Origin of the sequence: Actinomyces oris (assembly GCF_006546825.1) — a bacterium.
Taxonomy (GTDB): Bacteria; Actinomycetota; Actinomycetes; order Actinomycetales; family Actinomycetaceae; genus Actinomyces; species Actinomyces oris.
In genome coordinates this window covers 542,637-559,440 of sequence record NZ_VICC01000006.1, presented here as the reverse complement: position 1 = coordinate 559,440, position 16,804 = coordinate 542,637, and the positions used below count along the sequence as shown (strand labels likewise).

Annotated in this window: 10 protein-coding genes; 4 read left to right on the top strand and 6 right to left on the bottom strand. The window is 62.8% G+C overall.

The window, feature by feature from the left end; genetic code table 11:
- Positions 1–5: 5 nt before the first annotated feature.
- Genes FK267_RS09840 through FK267_RS09815 form a run of 6 tightly spaced genes read right to left on the bottom strand, consistent with a single transcriptional unit; the run spans position 6 to position 12,243 of the window.
- Complete coding sequence (locus tag FK267_RS09840) at positions 6–1,502, bottom strand: AlbA family DNA-binding domain-containing protein (protein WP_141407053.1); 1,497 nt, start codon at positions 1,500–1,502, stop codon at positions 6–8.
- Complete coding sequence (locus FK267_RS09835; protein ID WP_141407052.1) at positions 1,499–3,898, bottom strand: AAA family ATPase; 2,400 nt, start codon at positions 3,896–3,898, stop codon at positions 1,499–1,501. Before FK267_RS09835 ends, FK267_RS09840 begins: the two co-directional genes overlap by 4 nt.
- Positions 3,895–7,488, bottom strand: coding sequence for a BREX-1 system adenine-specific DNA-methyltransferase PglX (pglX, locus tag FK267_RS09830; protein WP_198498158.1), 3,594 nt, complete (start codon positions 7,486–7,488; stop codon positions 3,895–3,897). Before pglX ends, FK267_RS09835 begins: the two co-directional genes overlap by 4 nt.
- On the bottom strand, positions 7,485–11,012 hold the full coding sequence (brxC, locus tag FK267_RS09825) for a BREX system P-loop protein BrxC (protein WP_232622595.1): 3,528 nt from the start codon (positions 11,010–11,012) through the stop codon (positions 7,485–7,487). The genes pglX and brxC overlap by 4 nt, the downstream gene beginning before the upstream one ends.
- Positions 11,009–11,623: a DUF1788 domain-containing protein gene (locus tag FK267_RS09820; protein ID WP_198498157.1), complete on the bottom strand. Its 615-nt coding sequence runs from the start codon at positions 11,621–11,623 to the stop codon at positions 11,009–11,011. Before FK267_RS09820 ends, brxC begins: the two co-directional genes overlap by 4 nt.
- Positions 11,620–12,243 (bottom strand): DUF1819 family protein, encoded by a 624-nt coding sequence (locus FK267_RS09815; protein ID WP_232622594.1) that lies wholly within the window; start codon positions 12,241–12,243, stop codon positions 11,620–11,622. Before FK267_RS09815 ends, FK267_RS09820 begins: the two co-directional genes overlap by 4 nt.
- Before the next feature lie 211 nt (positions 12,244–12,454).
- Between FK267_RS09815 and FK267_RS09810 the strand changes: the two genes are divergently transcribed.
- Genes FK267_RS09810 through era form a run of 4 tightly spaced genes read left to right on the top strand, consistent with a single transcriptional unit; the run spans position 12,455 to position 16,687 of the window.
- Complete coding sequence (locus tag FK267_RS09810) at positions 12,455–13,648, top strand: PhoH family protein (RefSeq protein WP_198498156.1); 1,194 nt, start codon at positions 12,455–12,457, stop codon at positions 13,646–13,648.
- Positions 13,638–14,096 (top strand): rRNA maturation RNase YbeY, encoded by a 459-nt coding sequence (gene ybeY, locus FK267_RS09805; protein ID WP_004565094.1) that lies wholly within the window; start codon positions 13,638–13,640, stop codon positions 14,094–14,096. Before FK267_RS09810 ends, ybeY begins: the two co-directional genes overlap by 11 nt.
- 7 nt (positions 14,097–14,103) lie before the next feature.
- Complete coding sequence (locus tag FK267_RS09800; RefSeq protein WP_141407051.1) at positions 14,104–15,390, top strand: hemolysin family protein; 1,287 nt, start codon at positions 14,104–14,106, stop codon at positions 15,388–15,390.
- On the top strand, positions 15,383–16,687 hold the full coding sequence (era, locus tag FK267_RS09795) for a GTPase Era (protein ID WP_141407050.1): 1,305 nt from the start codon (positions 15,383–15,385) through the stop codon (positions 16,685–16,687). The genes FK267_RS09800 and era overlap by 8 nt, the downstream gene beginning before the upstream one ends.
- Positions 16,688–16,804: the final 117 nt, after the last annotated feature.

The window sequence follows — 16,804 nt, the reverse complement described above, 5'->3', positions numbered from 1 at the left end:
GGTGTTCATTCGGAGTCTTCCGTGAGGTGGCGCAGGTAGGCTCGGCCCTCGTCCGTCAGGATGTACCGCTGTGCTTTGCTGCGGGGCTTGTCCGGTACCGTCATGGCGAGCAGCCCTCGGTTCACCAGTGGAACCACGTGACGCGTGTAGTTCTGTGACAGGGGCTTCAGGTCAGCGGCTTCCAGGAGAGCGTTTCGGTGAACCGGCCCCTGAGCGGCTGCCCGCATCATAACCACATCATACCTACCGACATTGCTATGTGTGTAGGTATGTTCTGGGTGGTTATGATCCTCTGGCTTCTGCGCCTCGCTTTCCGGTTCTCGAGCGCCGTGCGCGGTAGCCTGCTGTGGATCGTGGTTGGGTATGTAGATCGTCACCCTCACTCGGTCCTGGATCTCTTCGATGATGGGCTCGGGCAGGCCGGCTTCGGCCACTTGCTCGAAGACACGCTGGACGCCGGTGCCCCACTGCTCCATGATCCCGGCCTCACGGAAGATGCGCGCGAGGGCGGGGTTGCGCAGGCGGGATACGCGTCGCATCGTGTCGATGGTCATGCCTGGCAACAGCAAACCCGGGCTGTCCACCTGAATGCGGTCGTCGTAGAAGCCGACCCTGATGGGCGTGCCGCGTTCCGCGTAGGAGGCGTGCACAAGGGCGTTGACGATCACTTCGCGGATCGGCTCGATGGGGATTGAGTAGATGTCGCGGCGCCGCACCTCGCCGAACACCGCGGTCTTGTAGGCGTGTTTGAGCAAGAACTCCACGGCACAGTCGACTGCGAGTGGCATGGGGCCGTGAATCTCGGTCTGGTCGAAGATGTCTGTGCCGTGCGGGCCGCGCAGGCGGCCGCACTGGACCCAGGCGGAGGGGTGAAAGCGTGTGGGATCGGGGCAGGCTGCGAGGATGCCCGCATTGGTGGGGACGATCTGGTCTCCCTGTTGGACGGCGAGGCCGAGTGCCAGAAGGTCGGCGACGGACGTGCTGCGTCCGCGCAGCTTGGAAAGGACCTCCAGATCCAGATCCTCAAATATGGCGCGTGGCTCGGGCAGGCCTTCGAAAGCGATGCCGCGGGCATTGCGCTCTAACTCGGCAACGAGTGCCGGGTCTGCTTGCCGTGTGGTGGAACCGAGGCGTACGTAGACGCCGGCTTCCGGTCCCAGACAGGTGATGTGGTGCGGGCGACGAGTGCTGAGCGGCACGTCGACAATGAGGACCGTCTTGTCTCTCAATGTCACTAGGTCGATGGCAGGCACCAGCTGGGGCGAGATTCGGTCGTCGATGAGGCTGGCGATGCGTTCCTCCTCGGCGAGCGGGTCATCGACGCCGACGACCGTACCGTCGTCTGTGACCCCGATGACGAGCCGCCCGCCCGCCGAGTTCGCAAAGGCAACGATCGTCCGCAGCGGACCGTCGGGCGACGACAGATCGCGTTTGACCTCGAGGGTCTTACTCTCGTGGTCTGCAAGGCGCCCATCTGCTCCGAGCGAAAAATATTCTCTCATGCCGGAGCTTCTTCTGCTGTCGAGGACGAAGTGCCCAGCAATACCTCCGGATCATGTCCGAGTGCTTGGCACATTGAAGTGAAATGCTCACTGTCCACATGGTCCATAAACGTGAACAGTGCATGCAGAAAAGGCACTGACTCACTCGGTTCAAGCGGCTTCGTCGGGTCTGCCTCCTCTAGGTGCGAGTTTGCGTGAGCGTACCGCACAACCATCGTGCGCACCGAGTCATCCAGTCCTGGACGCGCATCAAGGGCGGCACGTACGGAGTTGTGCAGTTTTCCCATGTTTGCGGGTGTGCGGAAACTCAAAAAGCCTTCCAACAGCTTACGGGCCGTGTTGGGCACCAGGGCGGCTGCTTCCATCTGGGCTATCGAGTCGAGGTCTCTGTCAGATTCTTTAAGAGTAGTTGCGACCTGGTCGAAGAGGAAATGGTACTGAGAACGCAGCTTCTTCCGTCGATCATCGTCGAGTTCCCAAACCTCGAATACAGGCCTACGTCGACCATGGTCGTCTACGTGAGCGCAAATCCGATAAGCCTTGTACCCTCCCTCACGTCGGCTCTTTGGTACGGCTTCCATCTGGATGAGCCACTGACGGAAGAACTCAAAGTTGTGGGTTAAAACAAAAACCTGGCTGGCATAGGTGTTGACGACTAGCTCCGACCATATGTGAGCGGAGGCACCGAAAAGAATGCCTTGATCGAGGCTGGAGACCGGGTCGTCGATGACGACGATCGGAGGATCCCCCGCGATCTTGTCCTTTCTGACACTCGAGAGGAAGTACAACAGGGCAATGGCGGTCTGTTCCCCCTCACTGAGATGGGTGGCGGGCGCTCCGGCTCGTTTGATGGCGTAGTGCTTCGCTCCGTGGGCACTAAAAGTCAGTTCATTGCGACCCAAGAGGCCAGTCAGGCCCTTGGTGAGTTCCTCGGCTCCTGGGACGGGGTCGCCATCCACGTTTTCCAGAGTGGTAATCTGCCGTTCGAGGTCCTCCACCGTGTCCTTTTGGTGATTTATCTCCACCCTCTGCAGCTTAAGGTTTTCTTTGAGTTGTTTATATTCATCTAAGAAGCTCCTCGCGTGGTAGTGTTTAACGCGTTCGGCTGCCTCGATCGCCTCGGCATCATGGTGGTCGATCCTTGCCTGATGCATGCCGACAATCGAATTGAGAGCAGAAACGCTCGGAGCTGTCAGAACGAGGTTCGAACTGAGGGCTGGAATACTAAAGGGATTCTCTCTCTTCTCTTTCAAGGCTGACACAATGCAGTGGATTGTGTCGGCGTAGACCTTGTGTTCTGCCTCATAGGTTTCTCGGGAGCTCAGCAGTTTCTCATGCAAGTCCTCATATATCTCAGATCGGGCGGGAAATGCGTCCAGGTAACCCTTTGACGTTGCCTCCGAGTTTTGTAGGCGGAATATGAGGTTGTCGATGCCGTTCTGGAGCTTTTTGAACGACTCGTCGAAATGCGCGTTAAGGGCTTTGAGTCGATCGGAGGTAAGTTCCTGACCGCAGAACAGACACTTTTCCAAGTGGTTGTGAAGAATGATGCCTTCCTGAACCCACTTGGACCGGTCTGAGTGTCCCACCAGTTCTCCGATGAGCATGTTGCTCAAGATGTTTGCCGATAGTAGTGCACGTGCGTCTTCAAGAACCTCCTGTTCCAGCAAAGTTCCCCGAGGTTGGAGGGGAACTGGCCGCATCGCATGACCTGTTGCAATTTTACGATCAACAAGCAGATTCGTTGTATCGGCCGCCAAGACTGTCGGGTCGCTATCGAAACTGTCGAGAAGTCTCTTGACATTTCTCCGGTCGTAACTGCGCGGGTTGAAGCCGGGTGCGCCAGAAAGGTCAGTTGTGACCTGCCTTGCTATATCACTAGATCGGTTATTTATGGTATTATTTGTTGTTGTCCAAGTGGTGTTCGCGGTAGCGAGTTTCTGTCGTGCCTCATCAAGTTGAGGGCGTAGCTCTTCGAGCTTTTCTGCAGCGTCTGCGAGTTTTTTACCTATAGTCAGGAGTGCCTCAGGAGATGGCCCGTTTGGTTCCTCAAACCGAAGGCTTCTGTGAACGAAATCTTTATTGAATACTCGCACTCGACTCCAAAATTCACGATCGTCCAAGCCGATTTGGAAAAAAGAGTTCCCTGCATCGTGGGTCGCAAGCAGCTGCAAGCCGGCACTGGCCTCGTCATTGCCATCGCCGCGGGACTCGGATTCGGCAGTTGCGTTCGCAGCACAGCCTGCCAGGAGGCTCGCGAAGGTGCTCTTGCCGCTTCCATTCTGGCCGTAAATGAGATTGACCCGGGCGAACTCAACGCCACCGTCTGGCTGCCAGTTCTGGAAGATACGGTAGTTCTTGATCCTCTCGACTTTGCGGATCAAAGTTTTAGTCATTTGAAGCCATCCTCGGAGGTGAGCTGGTTGGTCGGCCAGGTCCAGGTCTGGACGTCGCGTCGTTTCTTCTCGATGGCGGGGATCTTCTGGAGCGCTTGACCGAAGCGGAGGTAGTTGACCAAGACGCCGTCATCAAGATCGATAGACAGTCGACGAGATGCGTGGGGGAACAGAGTATCCCTTTCGTAGTCCTCGCACTCGGTCAGCGCCTTGCGGTAGGCGTCAGCGCGCTTCTGGTCGGCGGCCGTCTTGGATCGCTCCAGGTGGCCGATCTCAGTGCGCAGCTTTGCCTGGAACTCCCTCAGGTAGTCACCGAGCACCGTGTTCAGCGTGTCCGGCGTGTAGCGGTGCAGGTAGATCAGAGCCTGGAAGGAGGCCTTATTGTCGGGTCGGGAGGAGACCATCCAGTAGATCGGCCGGTTGGAGTAACGACGGCAATGGTCTCTATAGAAGTCCTTCACAAAGTACTGTCGCAGCGACTTACCCAATGAGTCTTCAATCAGACGCAGGTTTGCCTCAAGGTGCTCCTTGCCGAAAGCGGCTGCGAGGAAGGAGCGGAATCGAGTGACAATGTCGTCTGCAAACCATTCGCCGGATGTGATGGGGATGACTCCGTCCTTATCGGGGGTGAAACTCGGTCGTGGAACCATGTCGAGAAAGTCCTGAATGGTGTCGCCCTGATCGGCGAGCACGAGGCCAGGAGTGTCAAGGCTGTAACGGCCGAACAGACAGCCGACGCCGTAGGAGATGAGATCGCGGACGGCATCCGCCGTGAAGAGGCGGCGATACTCCTCGTCCGTGCGCGTGGCGCCCTTGTTGGGTACGTAGCGGAAGTAGGGGTTGGAGGTCAGCGAGACCCGGCTCAGCGGAACTTCAATGGGAACCTCATCCCGAAGGCCGTAGACCTCAGCCCAATAGCGGTTGTTTTCGGTCTCAAGCTCCTGGGCCTCATGCGCAGCGCTGAGAGAGTCCTGCCACCAGCGCTCCAGTGCGTCTGCTAACGAGCCTCCCAGGTGAGCATGCTTGACGAGCGGGTTGAACTTGAAGTCCCATGAGGTCTCGTAGGTGTTCCAGTCGTTTCGGAACTCTTGGACAAGCTGTTTCGCAGTCGACAGCAAACTGTCATTACACTGTTGGTCGATGATTGGTAGTTGAGAAATCTGGCCCACTTCGTAGTTTAGAGTGGGTGCAAGAACCGTCAACATTCGTTCTGCGATTTGTGAGTTACAGAACGACAAGAGAGCGAGCCTCGTATCTTCGATATTGGAAAACACTGAGGTGCCGGCGACGTCGAACACAAAACCTTGTGGATATAGTCGGAATGCGGGCGTGCCGCTGCTAATTTTTGACCATGAAACCGAAGTGTTGAAATAGGCCTCCATGTTCTTCGCTACCCACTCGTAATTGCCATTTAAGTATGGGTACTTGTTGATGATTGTATTTCGAATTTCCAGTCCGTCGGCAAACCAATTGACGATGAGGGTCTGATTTCCGTACCATTTTCTGAATTCTCCTCCTTTGTTGTAAGGGAACCAGGTGAGTTGCGACGAGTTTGCGTTGTCTCTGGTGTACCCGATGCCGATTGACGAAATAGGCGCCTCCCACCATGACCGAGTAAACCGTGCATTGTTAGTTGTCGCCAGGCCCTGCTTTGGAGCGGCGACCTCGCCAAGTGGCTTGCCCTCGGTGAAGGCGCGCGTCATGGCTGGCGACAGCCAGTAGGCGAGTCGTGCTCCAGGGAGCGCAAGCAGTGTGTGAGGGCGAGCGGAGAACCGAAGGTCGGAAGCGCCTGTCAGGGCGTCCCTGAGCAGGTGCTCCTTCTCGGCCTCGGAGTTGCCGGGTACTGCCCGGACATACTCGCAGACCTCGCCAGTGCTGCGCGCGTGCTCCAGAACGAAGGCCGTCGTGGAGACAACTTCCCCGCCGATCGAGTCGAAGGCCCGTTCGCCCAGATGCAGCATGGTCGTTGGTGGGGCGTCACGCAGGATGTGACGGCGCAGCTTCTCAAAGGAGCCGAGGAACATCCATGCCTGCATGGTGATCATGGCGACCAGGCCGTGCTCGGCGTCGGCAAGCTGCAGGCACCGCTCGATGAAGGCTGCGAACAGGTCGGATTTCGCCTGTGGGTGGTGCTTCTTCAGCCAGGTGGACAGCATCGATCCCATGTTTCTGCTGCCCATGTACGGTGGGTTCGTCGCCACCACCGCGTAGGACCGGGTCAGGTACTCCGCCTGCACCACTACCTGCTCAGCGCGAGAGTTCAGACCCGAGACGTCCAGGGTGTCAGTCATGATCGAGGTTAATCGCTCTTTTGCGCCGAGCAGCGCTGCGGCGTCCGGGGCGATGAGGGAGCCCAGCACATCGGCGTGAATGAAACTCTGCCAGAAGTACCGGTCTGCCTGAGTAACGGCTTCGGTGCCAGCAAGTTGGTCGAGTTCCGTTGCATTGAACTCCACTGGCTCGATGACCTGGATGTTTGGTAGCACGGGGTCGCGTAGGAAGCGACGCTGACGTGCCCGAGCCTTCATCATCAGTGCGAAGGCGGCCAGTGCTGCGGCGCGTGGGTCGATCTCCGTGCCGAATACGTTGTGCGTGAGAATCTGTGTGGGAATCTCTGAGGGTGCGTAGCCCTCTTCCTCATAGATGGCGTAGAGAAGATCGAAGGCGTAGGTAAGCATGTGACCTGAGCCGCAGCACGGGTCCATGACCGTCAGTTGCTCCGGCTCCGTGATCCGGAGGAAGTCGGTCTCGCTACTGGAGGGCTCGACGTAGTAGTCCATCTTCTCGATCAGACGAGAGGTCGGATGGTTCAGCATCCACAGGCGGCCGACCGAGTTCTCCACCAGATAGCGCACGATCCAGTCCGGGGTGAACAACTGTGTCGCCGCTGGAATCTCAGCCGCGCCGGCTTTCTGGTTCTTTCGGAAGCCGGCGAAGACCTCGGCCTTACGCTCAGCGATGTAGAACTGGTACAGCCAGCCAATGACCTCCACGTCCCGGCACATCTCTGCGGTCAGCGCTCTGACCGCCTGCGCGCGCACAGAGCTGTCGGCCAGCATGTCCGCGGGCATGAGCAAGGTGGTGTAGTCACCGTCGGGGGCGAACATGAACGGCATCATCCGGTTCCAGGCGGCGCAGTATGCGCGCAGGAGCAGCCCATAGGCCTCCTCTTGCGGAGCTGGACTCGTGATCGTGCCGTTCAGTAGGCCGGTGATGCGCTCAGTCGGGCTGAAGACCTGCTGATCGAACTCGCCCCTCTTGGCGGCGGCAAGCACCGCCGGCTGGCCCACTGTTGCCCCGCCGTCCGGGGAAACCAACGCTGGGGACGTGTAGCCGTTGGCATCCATGAACCGTAGCGCAACAATCCGGTTGAACCAGACATAGGCCTGTTCCTCCACGACCCGCCGTCGGCCGGCCGCGTCACCGCCGTGATGGCGGATGCGCTTCTCCAGTGCCTTGATCGCACTCGGGAACTCCTCGCGCGCCGTCGATGCCGGGGAGAGTACTGCCGTGAGGCGAGCCTCAACCTCCGCCATGAGCTGGGACCGGGCTGAGGCGGCGAAGGCCTCCAAGGTCCGGGTATCAATCACAGGGACACCTGCTTTCCAGAGTCGACCGCTTGGAGGAGGATGCCCCGCAACTCATCGATGTAGGCATCAACATCGGCGGGGGTGCGCAGCATGCGCTTACGCGGATGGGGCAACTGCCTGAGCGGAACCACTATCGGTGCAGGGGGAGTTGGTGTGCTGGTCTCGGCATTGTTCTCCGCTGTGCGGCGGTCTGCCTCCAGAGCCGCTAGCAGCTCGTCATAGCTCTCCTCGTCAAACTCACGGGCGAGCTGGCGAATCACTGGCACCGAGACAGCCTCAACCACCTGCTGCGTGGCCACGTCAATTCTGCGGTTAACCTTCGTGTGAGTGGCGTCGGTGGCATGTTCCCAGGCGGCACTGCGGCGCAGATCGTTCGCGCGCTCGCCGATGAGATCGGATGCCTCAGCCCGCTCGTCTGCCAGGATCCGGTCCGTGGCGGCGCGCAGCTCGCCGGCGGCGTCCTTCAGATGCCTCATCCGCTGCCCTCGGAAGATGTTCTGATCGGCCAGCAGCGACTCGACTCTGCTCGCCTCATCCGTCTTCAGATAGCGGAGAGTGTCCTTGCGCTCGGACAACAGGTGCACGGCTTCGTCGTAGATGGTCTTCTGACTGCCGTTCAGGAACTGGGTGACGGGATCGATCACATCCTGCTTCGCGTCCAACAGATCGTCGGTGTGGGCGGAGAACTGGTCCAGATACCACTCGGATTCGCGCCCCATCACCTCCCGGATCAGCGTCAACGGTGCATTCAGTGCAGCCAGGAAGGGGTAAATGTTGACGAAGGTGTCCTGTTGTTGTTTCAGCGTCCGATACTCATCCTCGAACCGTGTCCTCACGTCGTCGGCCAGCTCCAAAGGATCATTCGGAAGCTGACCAGTGGCGAAAAACTCCCGGGCAAAGTTTCGCAGTCCACTGACCCGGGCAGCGTCGAAGCTGCGCTGCGGGGCCACCGCGATCGCCTCGTGCTTCTTCTTACCGACGGGCAGCACGGCGGGAAGCTCCGTACGCTTCACAGTGCTCCCATCGAGCGTCATGGACACCCGTGAGGTAGCGGCCAAGCGTGCGAGGGCACACAGGATACTCGGCAAGGTCCACCCATAGGGCTTGCCCTCGAAGTAGGAGACGACCTGCTTGACGGTGGTCCTCACACCCAGCGCGCGCTGGGAGGACAGCCAGGTGTGGATCTCCTCGGCCAGAGGCTGAAGCGTATCCGTACTCCGGTCCAGCAGAGCCGGATCATCGCTCGCCACCCGGGCGATGTCCGACTCCGAGTACTGGATGGAACCGAGCAACGACAGATACGGGTAGGTGCGCGTGATCAGCTGTTCCAGACCCTCCTGCACACGCTGCACCGGATCCGAGGAGGACACGGCAATCGACGCCCCACCGATGATCAGTTCAGCGTCGCTGATGGCCTGCTTGACGCGTGCGGTCAGCTCCTTGCGTCGTTTGCTGTTCTGCCGCTTCTTGGAATCGAGAATATGGCTCTGAGAATCGGTCAGAGACGAGCCCGCACGCAGCCGGACGTACTTATCCGTCTGAACATGCAACCGCAGATCCTGATACATCCGAGCATCGTCTGCCAGCACCACCCTGAGCTCGTCACGCCCCATGGACTGGGCCACAACGACCTCACGAGACAAGCCCAGGGCGGAGGAGATGTAGTGCACCGCCAGCAGCTGCGCCCGGCTGTAGGAGATCTCATCCAGCAGCAACTGGTACTTGAAGTCCCGACCCGTGACCGAATGACGCACTGAGGTACCCCGGACCACGTCCTGATTGATGACGGAGGCCAAGAGCTTGGAGATCTCCGTGGAGTCGACGTCGGTGCTCTTGATCTCGTTCTCGATGTCCTGTTCCTCATTGGTCAGGTACTCGTAGACCGAGCCATTGCGCTGGACATAGGTCTGTTGCTCCAGGAGGTCGAGTGCCTGGGAAACCTGCCTGTTCAGCTCGGTGAGGTCCTGGCCGAAACGGTTGTACAGGAGCACAGTCAGGTTGCGTGGGGTGGCGGAGAAGTCACCCACATACTTCACCAGGAACAGCGCCTTGAGCAGTCGGACCGCCACGTCCCGCACCGGCCCCTCCGGAAGCTGCGACTCTGCCGTCGCAATGTTGCGAGTAGCGGCGGACTTCACCGCCTGCCGGATTCCGGTGAACATGGCGTCAAAGGACACGACTGCGCCGACCGTGGACTCCTTCAAATGTGTGGCGACATCTTGCACCACCCCCAGCATCGAGCGCTCGCCCACCGAGGCGTGCCGGCCCTCGAACACGTTGTGCTCAGACAGCCCCACCAAGGCCGTCTGGAAGAAGGGGAACTGGTAGGGCACAAACGGGTAGACCTGCGTGAACCTGTCCCGAGTGTCGTAGTTGCGGTACGTCTTGGAGCCATCGACGAAATCGAACAGGGCGCGGAAACTTGTGTGGAACTCGTCGTACAGCGGATCGAGAGCGGCCTCGGCGTCGGCGTTCTTACTGAGCAGACGCTTCTTGACCACCTCCTCCACGTCGTGGCTCGTCAGCTTCATGCGTGTGGCGAAGCGGGCCTGGATCTTGGAGAAGTCGTTGCCCTGGGTCCTAGTCCGATCCCCGATGACGCTATCCATGTCCTCCTGGCTGGTGACACACACCCAAGCGCGCCCGTTGCAGCGCGTGCTCAGCGTCTCCACAATCGTCTGCAGGTTCAGCATGAGCTTGGTGTTGGAGCCGATGAACTGGCCAACCTCGTCCACCATGAACAACAGGCGATGCCCCTCAGGCTGAGCCTCCAGCCACTGGGCGACCTCATCGGCGAAGTCCTCAATGGATAGGGAGTACTGCTCCTCATAGCGGGACAGGATGCTCTCGGAAGTCGGCTCGCCGGTCACCTCTGAGAACGCCCTTGTGACGTTGTGCTCCTGGAGAATCCCTTCTTCCCGGCCCTGTTCCCACGGGACGCCGGCGATCTGGGAGAAAACCTGCTGGAAGTCCTCAAGCAGACCGCGCCGATCCAGGTCTCGCTCGAAGCGGGCCACCGACGGCTCGCCCGCGTAGTAGCCCCGTGCCTCGTTGAACACCTTCACGAACACCTGCAGGAGGGCGTCGGTCTGGTTCTTATCGATCAGGGGCGCCTTCTGATCGATGTTGAACAGCAGGGAGGTGGCCGGGATGTGCTCAACCTGAGTGAGCTTGCCCTGCAGGAAGGCATCCTTCTCTGCCTCGGCCTTCTTCTTGAAGGCGTCCGTTGCGTCCTTCCTGGCGCTGAGCCGTCCGGGCACATCACCCAGCAGGAAGGCCAGCATCTTGAGCAGGTGCGACTTACCGGAACCAAAGAAACCCGAGATCCACACACCGTTGCCGCCGTTGTAGACGGGATCAGTGTAGGTCTCCAACAGCTCGGACAGGGCTGCCGCTGTCTCTCCGGTGAGGACGTATTCGTCAATCTCGGTGGCGAGATGCTTGGCGTCGTCGGCCTTGATGACTCCCTCGATGGCGCGGGAGACGTCCTTGGCAAAGAGATCACCAATCATCATCTGGCTCATGCTGGCTCCTGTTCCAGAACGTTCTTGGCACGGTAGTACTGGTCATCCGTCAAGAGGTTGAACAGCACCAGAGATGACCCCAATGACGCCGTCTGCGAGTACTCGCCTGGAAAAAGCATGAGCACAGGGAAGTCAGGGACGGCGACTTGCAGGTTGTTCAGAACGTTGTGTGAGCGGATAAAGGGGAACACTCGCCCGATTCCGGTCAGCACGAGCAGGTCGACGCCAGCCTCGGCCTCGATACGACGCTCGATAGCGGGGACGATGTGCTGCTCCGGATCAAGCATGCGCTGCAAGTCCCGGCGGAAGGCAGAGCGGCTGCGGGTGGGCTCGATCTGCTCCAGGCGTTCCAGCATGTTGCCGCCGCGCCCTTCAAGCAGCTCAACGGCCAGCTCAAAGAGATCCACCACGAGGACGTTCAGACCGCGTGTGGTACGCAGCCTGTCAACGATACGGCTATTCGCCGACTGCACCTCAAGCTCCTGCTCGGGCGGGTAGGGCCAGATGAAGAATGGCACCTCGTTGCCCAGCCCCTCCATGCGTAGGAACCGGTCAGACGAGAGCACAGCGAGCACATGCTGCTCAACAGAAGCGATGTCATCGTCGCTCACAGGCCGCCTCCTACAGGGAAGAAACGTCGATCGCTGGGCGTGCGCGCATCCAGGAGCGCCGACACTTCCGCCGACAGCAGCGGGGAGATAATCGTGGCGTCATCGGCGAGCATGCCGCTCTGGCGCAACGCCAGAAACAGGTTGGTGCGCAGTTTGTTACGAGTTGAGGGCCTGGTCTCCTCCAACTCCGCGTGCCACAGGGCCTTGGAGTCCCAGAATCGCTCGAAGTCGGCCGGAAGCAGCTGCGAGACCCCCAGCAGGAAGTGGTCGCGCACCACATCCTGAGCGAACTCCGCCACGAATGCATAATGCCGGCACATCGCTGCCCACATCAGATGCAGACGTTCCGGCCCTGGAGCGGTGACCAGATAGGCTATTTCGGTATCGCTGAGCACAGACAACCGCTGAATGAGCTCGCGGGTGAGCCTGACCGCCGTCGAGCGGGTACGTGCATGCAGCAGGTTGTCGGCATCCAACGCCTTCCGGACTGCTGCCCAGTCACACAGTTCCAGATACAGGGGAGCAGCGACCATGGCCTCCGTCGCCAGGAGACCGCCCAACGCGAAGGACAGCCGGTACGGCTCAGAGATCGTCACTACGGCGCTAAGATCGCCGGTCACTACAACACCACCCGCTTCGCACTTCCTGATCGCGTGCTTCGCTGCCGCTGAACAATGGGGCAACCCTAGCCGATCCGGACGGAGCCATTGGAACGCACCACATCGACCGGCCTCGGTATGTCACTTCCCCTGAACGCAGCGGTGGGGATGAGTCCGGTTGCCACAACACCGACTGGTCCGCCGCGCCCTGGCCGGTAGCATGGGCCCCGAGATGACGAATACGCCCATCACACCAGCAGCCGCGACCGCGGCGACCACCTCTCCGGCCACTGTCGACTCCGCTTCCGCCGCGGGCCCCGCCGGTGCGGCCACCTCCGCCGAACCGGTGGACGTCACGCGCACCCTCACCCTTCCCGAGGACGTCGCCCCGGTGACCCTCCTGGGCGCCCGGGACGAGGTCCTGCGCGCCATCGAGAAGGGTTTCACCGACGTCGACATTCACGTGCGCGGCACCGCCGTCACCGTCTCCGGTCCCGCCGCCCGCGTCGACACCGTCGTCGTCCTGCTCTCCGAGCTCATCGACGTCGCCCGCACCGGCACACCCCTGACCGCGGACGCCGTCGAGCGCGCCGTCGGCCTGCTGGAGACCTCCACCCGCCCCACCGAGGTCCTCACCGACGACATCCTCACCTCCCACGGCCGCACCATCCGCCCCAAGTCGCTCGGCCAGAAGGCCTACACCGACGCCATCGAGGAATCCACGATCACCTTCGGCATCGGCCCCGCCGGCACCGGCAAGACCTACCTGGCCATGGCCAAGGCCGTCGACGCCCTGGCCCGCAAGCGCGTCTCGCGCATCATCCTCACCCGCCCCGCCGTCGAGGCCGGCGAGAACCTCGGCTTCCTGCCCGGCAGCCTCACCGACAAGATCGATCCCTATCTGCGTCCCCTCTACGACGCCCTCCACGACATGCTCGAGCCCGAGGCCCTGCCCCGCCTCATGGCCGCCGGCACCATTGAGGTCGCGCCCCTGGCCTACATGCGCGGACGCACCCTCAACGACGCCTTCGTCATCCTCGACGAGGCCCAGAACACCAGCCCCGAGCAGATGAAGATGTTCCTCACCCGCCTCGGCTTCGGCTCACGCATGGTCGTCACCGGAGACATCTCCCAGGTCGACCTGCCCGGCGGACGCGAGTCCGGCCTCATCGTCGTGCGCAAGATCCTCGCCGGCGTCGACGGCATCAGCTTCTGCGAGCTCGGATCGGCCGACGTCGTACGCCACCGCCTCGTGGGCCGCATCATTGAGGCCTACGCCCGCCACGACGCCGAGGTCGCCGCCCAGGACGCCGCCGCCCGACCCGCCGGACCGCCTGGCCGCAGCGGCCGCAACAGCCAGTACCGTCGGGGGAGCAGCAACCGCCCCGCCCGGCCTTACTCGGAGAGGAACCCGCATGACCACTGAGGTCATCAACGAGACCACCACCGTCATCGACGCCGCCGAGTTCGCGGCCCTCGCCGACCACGTCCTGACCGCCATGCACGTCAGCCCCGCCGCCGAGCTCAACATCATGTTCATCGACCCCGAGCCCATGGAAGAGCTCCACGTGCGCTGGCTCGACCTGCCCGGCCCCACCGACGTCATGAGCTTCCCCATGGACGAGTTGCGTCCCGGCTCAGCCGACTCGCCCACCCCCGCCGGCACCCTGGGCGACATCGTCCTGTGCCCGCAGGTTGCCGCCAAGCAGGCCCTGGCCGCCGGCCACTCCGCGGTCGAGGAGATGCTCCTGCTCACCGTCCACGGCATCCTCCACCTCCTGGGCTACGACCACGCTGAGCCCGAGGAGAAGAAGGAGATGTTCGACCTCCAGCGCCGCCTCCTGCTGACCTTCCTGGCCGAGCGCGGCAAGTGAGCCCCGCGTGACCGGCATCCCCACCGCCGCGCTCATCGCCTGCGCGGTGATCGTCCTGGCCCTGGGTGCCCTCCTGTCAGCCGGCGAGTCCGCCCTGCTGCGCTTCACCCGCGCCGCCGCCGACGACCTCATCGAAGAGGGCCGCCGCGGAGCCACCCGGGTCCGCCGCCTGGCCGAGCACCGCACCCGGGTCCTGGGCGCCCTCAGCGTCGCCCGCGTCGCCGTCGACATGCTCGCCGCCGTCCTCATCACCCTGGCCGCCTCCGGGCTCGTGCGCGCCTGGTGGCAGGTCCTGGCCCTGGCCCTGCTGGCCAACATCATCCTGCTGGGCGTCGTCGTCGGCTTCTCCCCACGCACCTACGGCCGGCGCAACCCCGCCGGCACCCTGCTCGCCCTGGGCGGCCTGCTCACCTGGGTCGACGTCCTGGCCGCCCCCCAGCGCCGCCTCGTCTCCCGCACCCGCCGCCCCGAGTCCGCCCCCACCGACGCCGAGACCCGCGAGGCCGTCAACGAGGACCTGCGCGAGATGATCGACGAGATCGGCGAGACCGACACCATCGAGGACGAGGACCGCGAGATGATGCGCTCGGTCGTCGAGCTCGGCCAGACCCTCGTGCGCGAGGTCATGGTCCCGCGCACCGACATGGTCACCATCGACGCCCACAAGCCCGCCTCCGCCGCCATGCGCCTGTTCATCCGCTCCGGCTACTCGCGCGTCCCCGTCATCGGGGAGGACGCCGACGACGTGCGCGGCATCCTCTACCTCAAGGACGTCCTGCGCCGCCTGGCCGCCCACCCCGAGCACGAAGCCCTCGCCGTGGCCGGCTTCACCCGGGACGCCGAGTACGTCCCCGAGATGAAGCCCGCCGACGACCTCCTGCGCGAGATGCAGACCGGCCGCTTCCACATGGCCCTGGCCGTCGACGAGTACGGCGGCACCGCCGGGCTCGTCACCATGGAGGACCTCCTGGAGGAGGTCGTCGGCGAGCTCACCGACGAGCACGACCCCGAGCTGCCCGAGGTCATCGAAGTCGCCCCCGGCACCTACCGCGTCCCCGCCCGACTCGCCCTGGACGAGCTCGGCGAGCTCTTCGACCTCGAGATCGACGACGACGACGTCGACACCGTCGGCGGCCTGCTCACCAAAGCCATCGGCCGCGTCCCCCTGCCCGGCGCCGCCGGAGACACCCAGGGCGTCCACCTCCAGGCCGAGGAGGCCACCGGCCGCCGCCGCCAGGTCTCCACTATTCTCGCCTCGCGCACCCCCGCCCCCGAAGAGGACACCGATGACTGACACCGCCGACCAGACCGCCCCCGCAGCCCGCGACGACCAGCCCCAGGCCCCCGGGGAGACTCCCGAGGAGCTGCTGGCCGAGCCCCTCGAGATGCCCGCGCCCGGCCCCGCCCCGGTCGGCTTCCGCTTCCCCACCGACGCCGAGCTCATGGACGGCCCCAACCCGCTCACCGACCCCGACGACGAGGAAGGCGGCGAGGACGAGTCCGGCGACGACTCCGACGGCGCTGACGACTCCGACGGCTCCGGCGCCATCCGGCTGGACGCGGACGGCTTCCCGATCCTGGACGAGGACGACGACGCGGACGAGAGCGCCGACGCAGCTGACACCGCCGACTCTGCGGATTCGGCCCGGGTCGAGATCGTCGTCCCCGACTTCCCCGAGGACTTCCGCGCCGGCTTCGCCTGCATCGTGGGCCGTCCCAATGCCGGCAAGTCCACCCTCACCAACGCCATGGTCGGCGCCAAGATCGCCATCACCTCCGGGCGCCCCCAGACCACCCGCCACAACGTGCGCGGCGTCATCCACAAGGAGAACGCGCAGATCGTCCTGGTCGACACCCCCGGCCTCCACCGCCCCCGCACCCTGCTGGGCAAGCGCCTCAACGACCTGGTGCGCGAGACCCTCACCGACGTCGACGTCGTCGTCTTCTGCATCCCCGCCAATGAGAAGATCGGCCCCGGCGACCGCTTCATCACCCGCGACCTCGCCGAGCTGCGCACCCCCGTGGTCGCAGTCGTCACCAAGGCCGACACCGTCACCCGTGAGGCCCTGGCCGCCCAGCTCCTGGCCGTCAGCGAGCTGGGGGAGTGGGCCGACATCGTCCCGGTCTCGGCCCAGCGCAACGAGCAGATCGACGTCCTCGAGGAGGTCCTTTTCAAGTACATGCCCCTGTCCCCGCCGCTGTACCCCACCGGCGAGATCACCGACGAGCCCCAGCAGGTCATGATCGCCGAGCTCGTGCGCGAGGCCGCCCTGGAGGGCGTGCGCGACGAGCTGCCCCACTCCCTGGCCGTCGTCGTCGACGAGATCGCCGACCCCGACGACGAGCGAGAGGTCGGACACATCAAGGGCGCCGGGGGCCGCCTCCAGGTGCGCGTGAGCCTCGTCGTCGAGCGCGACTCCCAGAAGGCCATCATCATCGGCAAGGGCGGACGGCGCCTCAAGGAGGTGGGCGTCACCGCCCGCAAGGGCATCGAGAAGCTGCTGGGACGCAAGGTCTACCTCGACCTGCACGTGCGCACCGCCAAGGACTGGCAGTCCGACCCCAAAGCCCTGGCCCGCCTCGGCTTCTGATCCGCTCAACACTGCCAGCGCAGCGGTGCGGACGGCATCTAGGACCAAGGGAACTTGCGACACGTGGCGACTTGGTGTCTGAATCGGTCGCGCACAAGGGGTGCCGTAGCGCACACT

What these genes read in the sequence shown, in the direction of transcription:
- brxC (WP_232622595.1), bottom strand. Translation starts at nt 11,012, where the DNA reads ATGAGCCAGATGATGATTGGTGATCTCTTTGCCAAGGACGTCTCCCGC.
- FK267_RS09835 (WP_141407052.1), bottom strand. Translation starts at nt 3,898, where the DNA reads ATGACTAAAACTTTGATCCGCAAAGTCGAGAGGATCAAGAACTACCGT.
- era (WP_141407050.1), top strand. Translation starts at nt 15,383, where the DNA reads ATGACTGACACCGCCGACCAGACCGCCCCCGCAGCCCGCGACGACCAG.
- FK267_RS09810 (WP_198498156.1), top strand. Translation starts at nt 12,455, where the DNA reads ATGACGAATACGCCCATCACACCAGCAGCCGCGACCGCGGCGACCACC.
- ybeY (WP_004565094.1), top strand. Translation starts at nt 13,638, where the DNA reads ATGACCACTGAGGTCATCAACGAGACCACCACCGTCATCGACGCCGCC.
- FK267_RS09840 (WP_141407053.1), bottom strand. Translation starts at nt 1,502, where the DNA reads ATGAGAGAATATTTTTCGCTCGGAGCAGATGGGCGCCTTGCAGACCAC.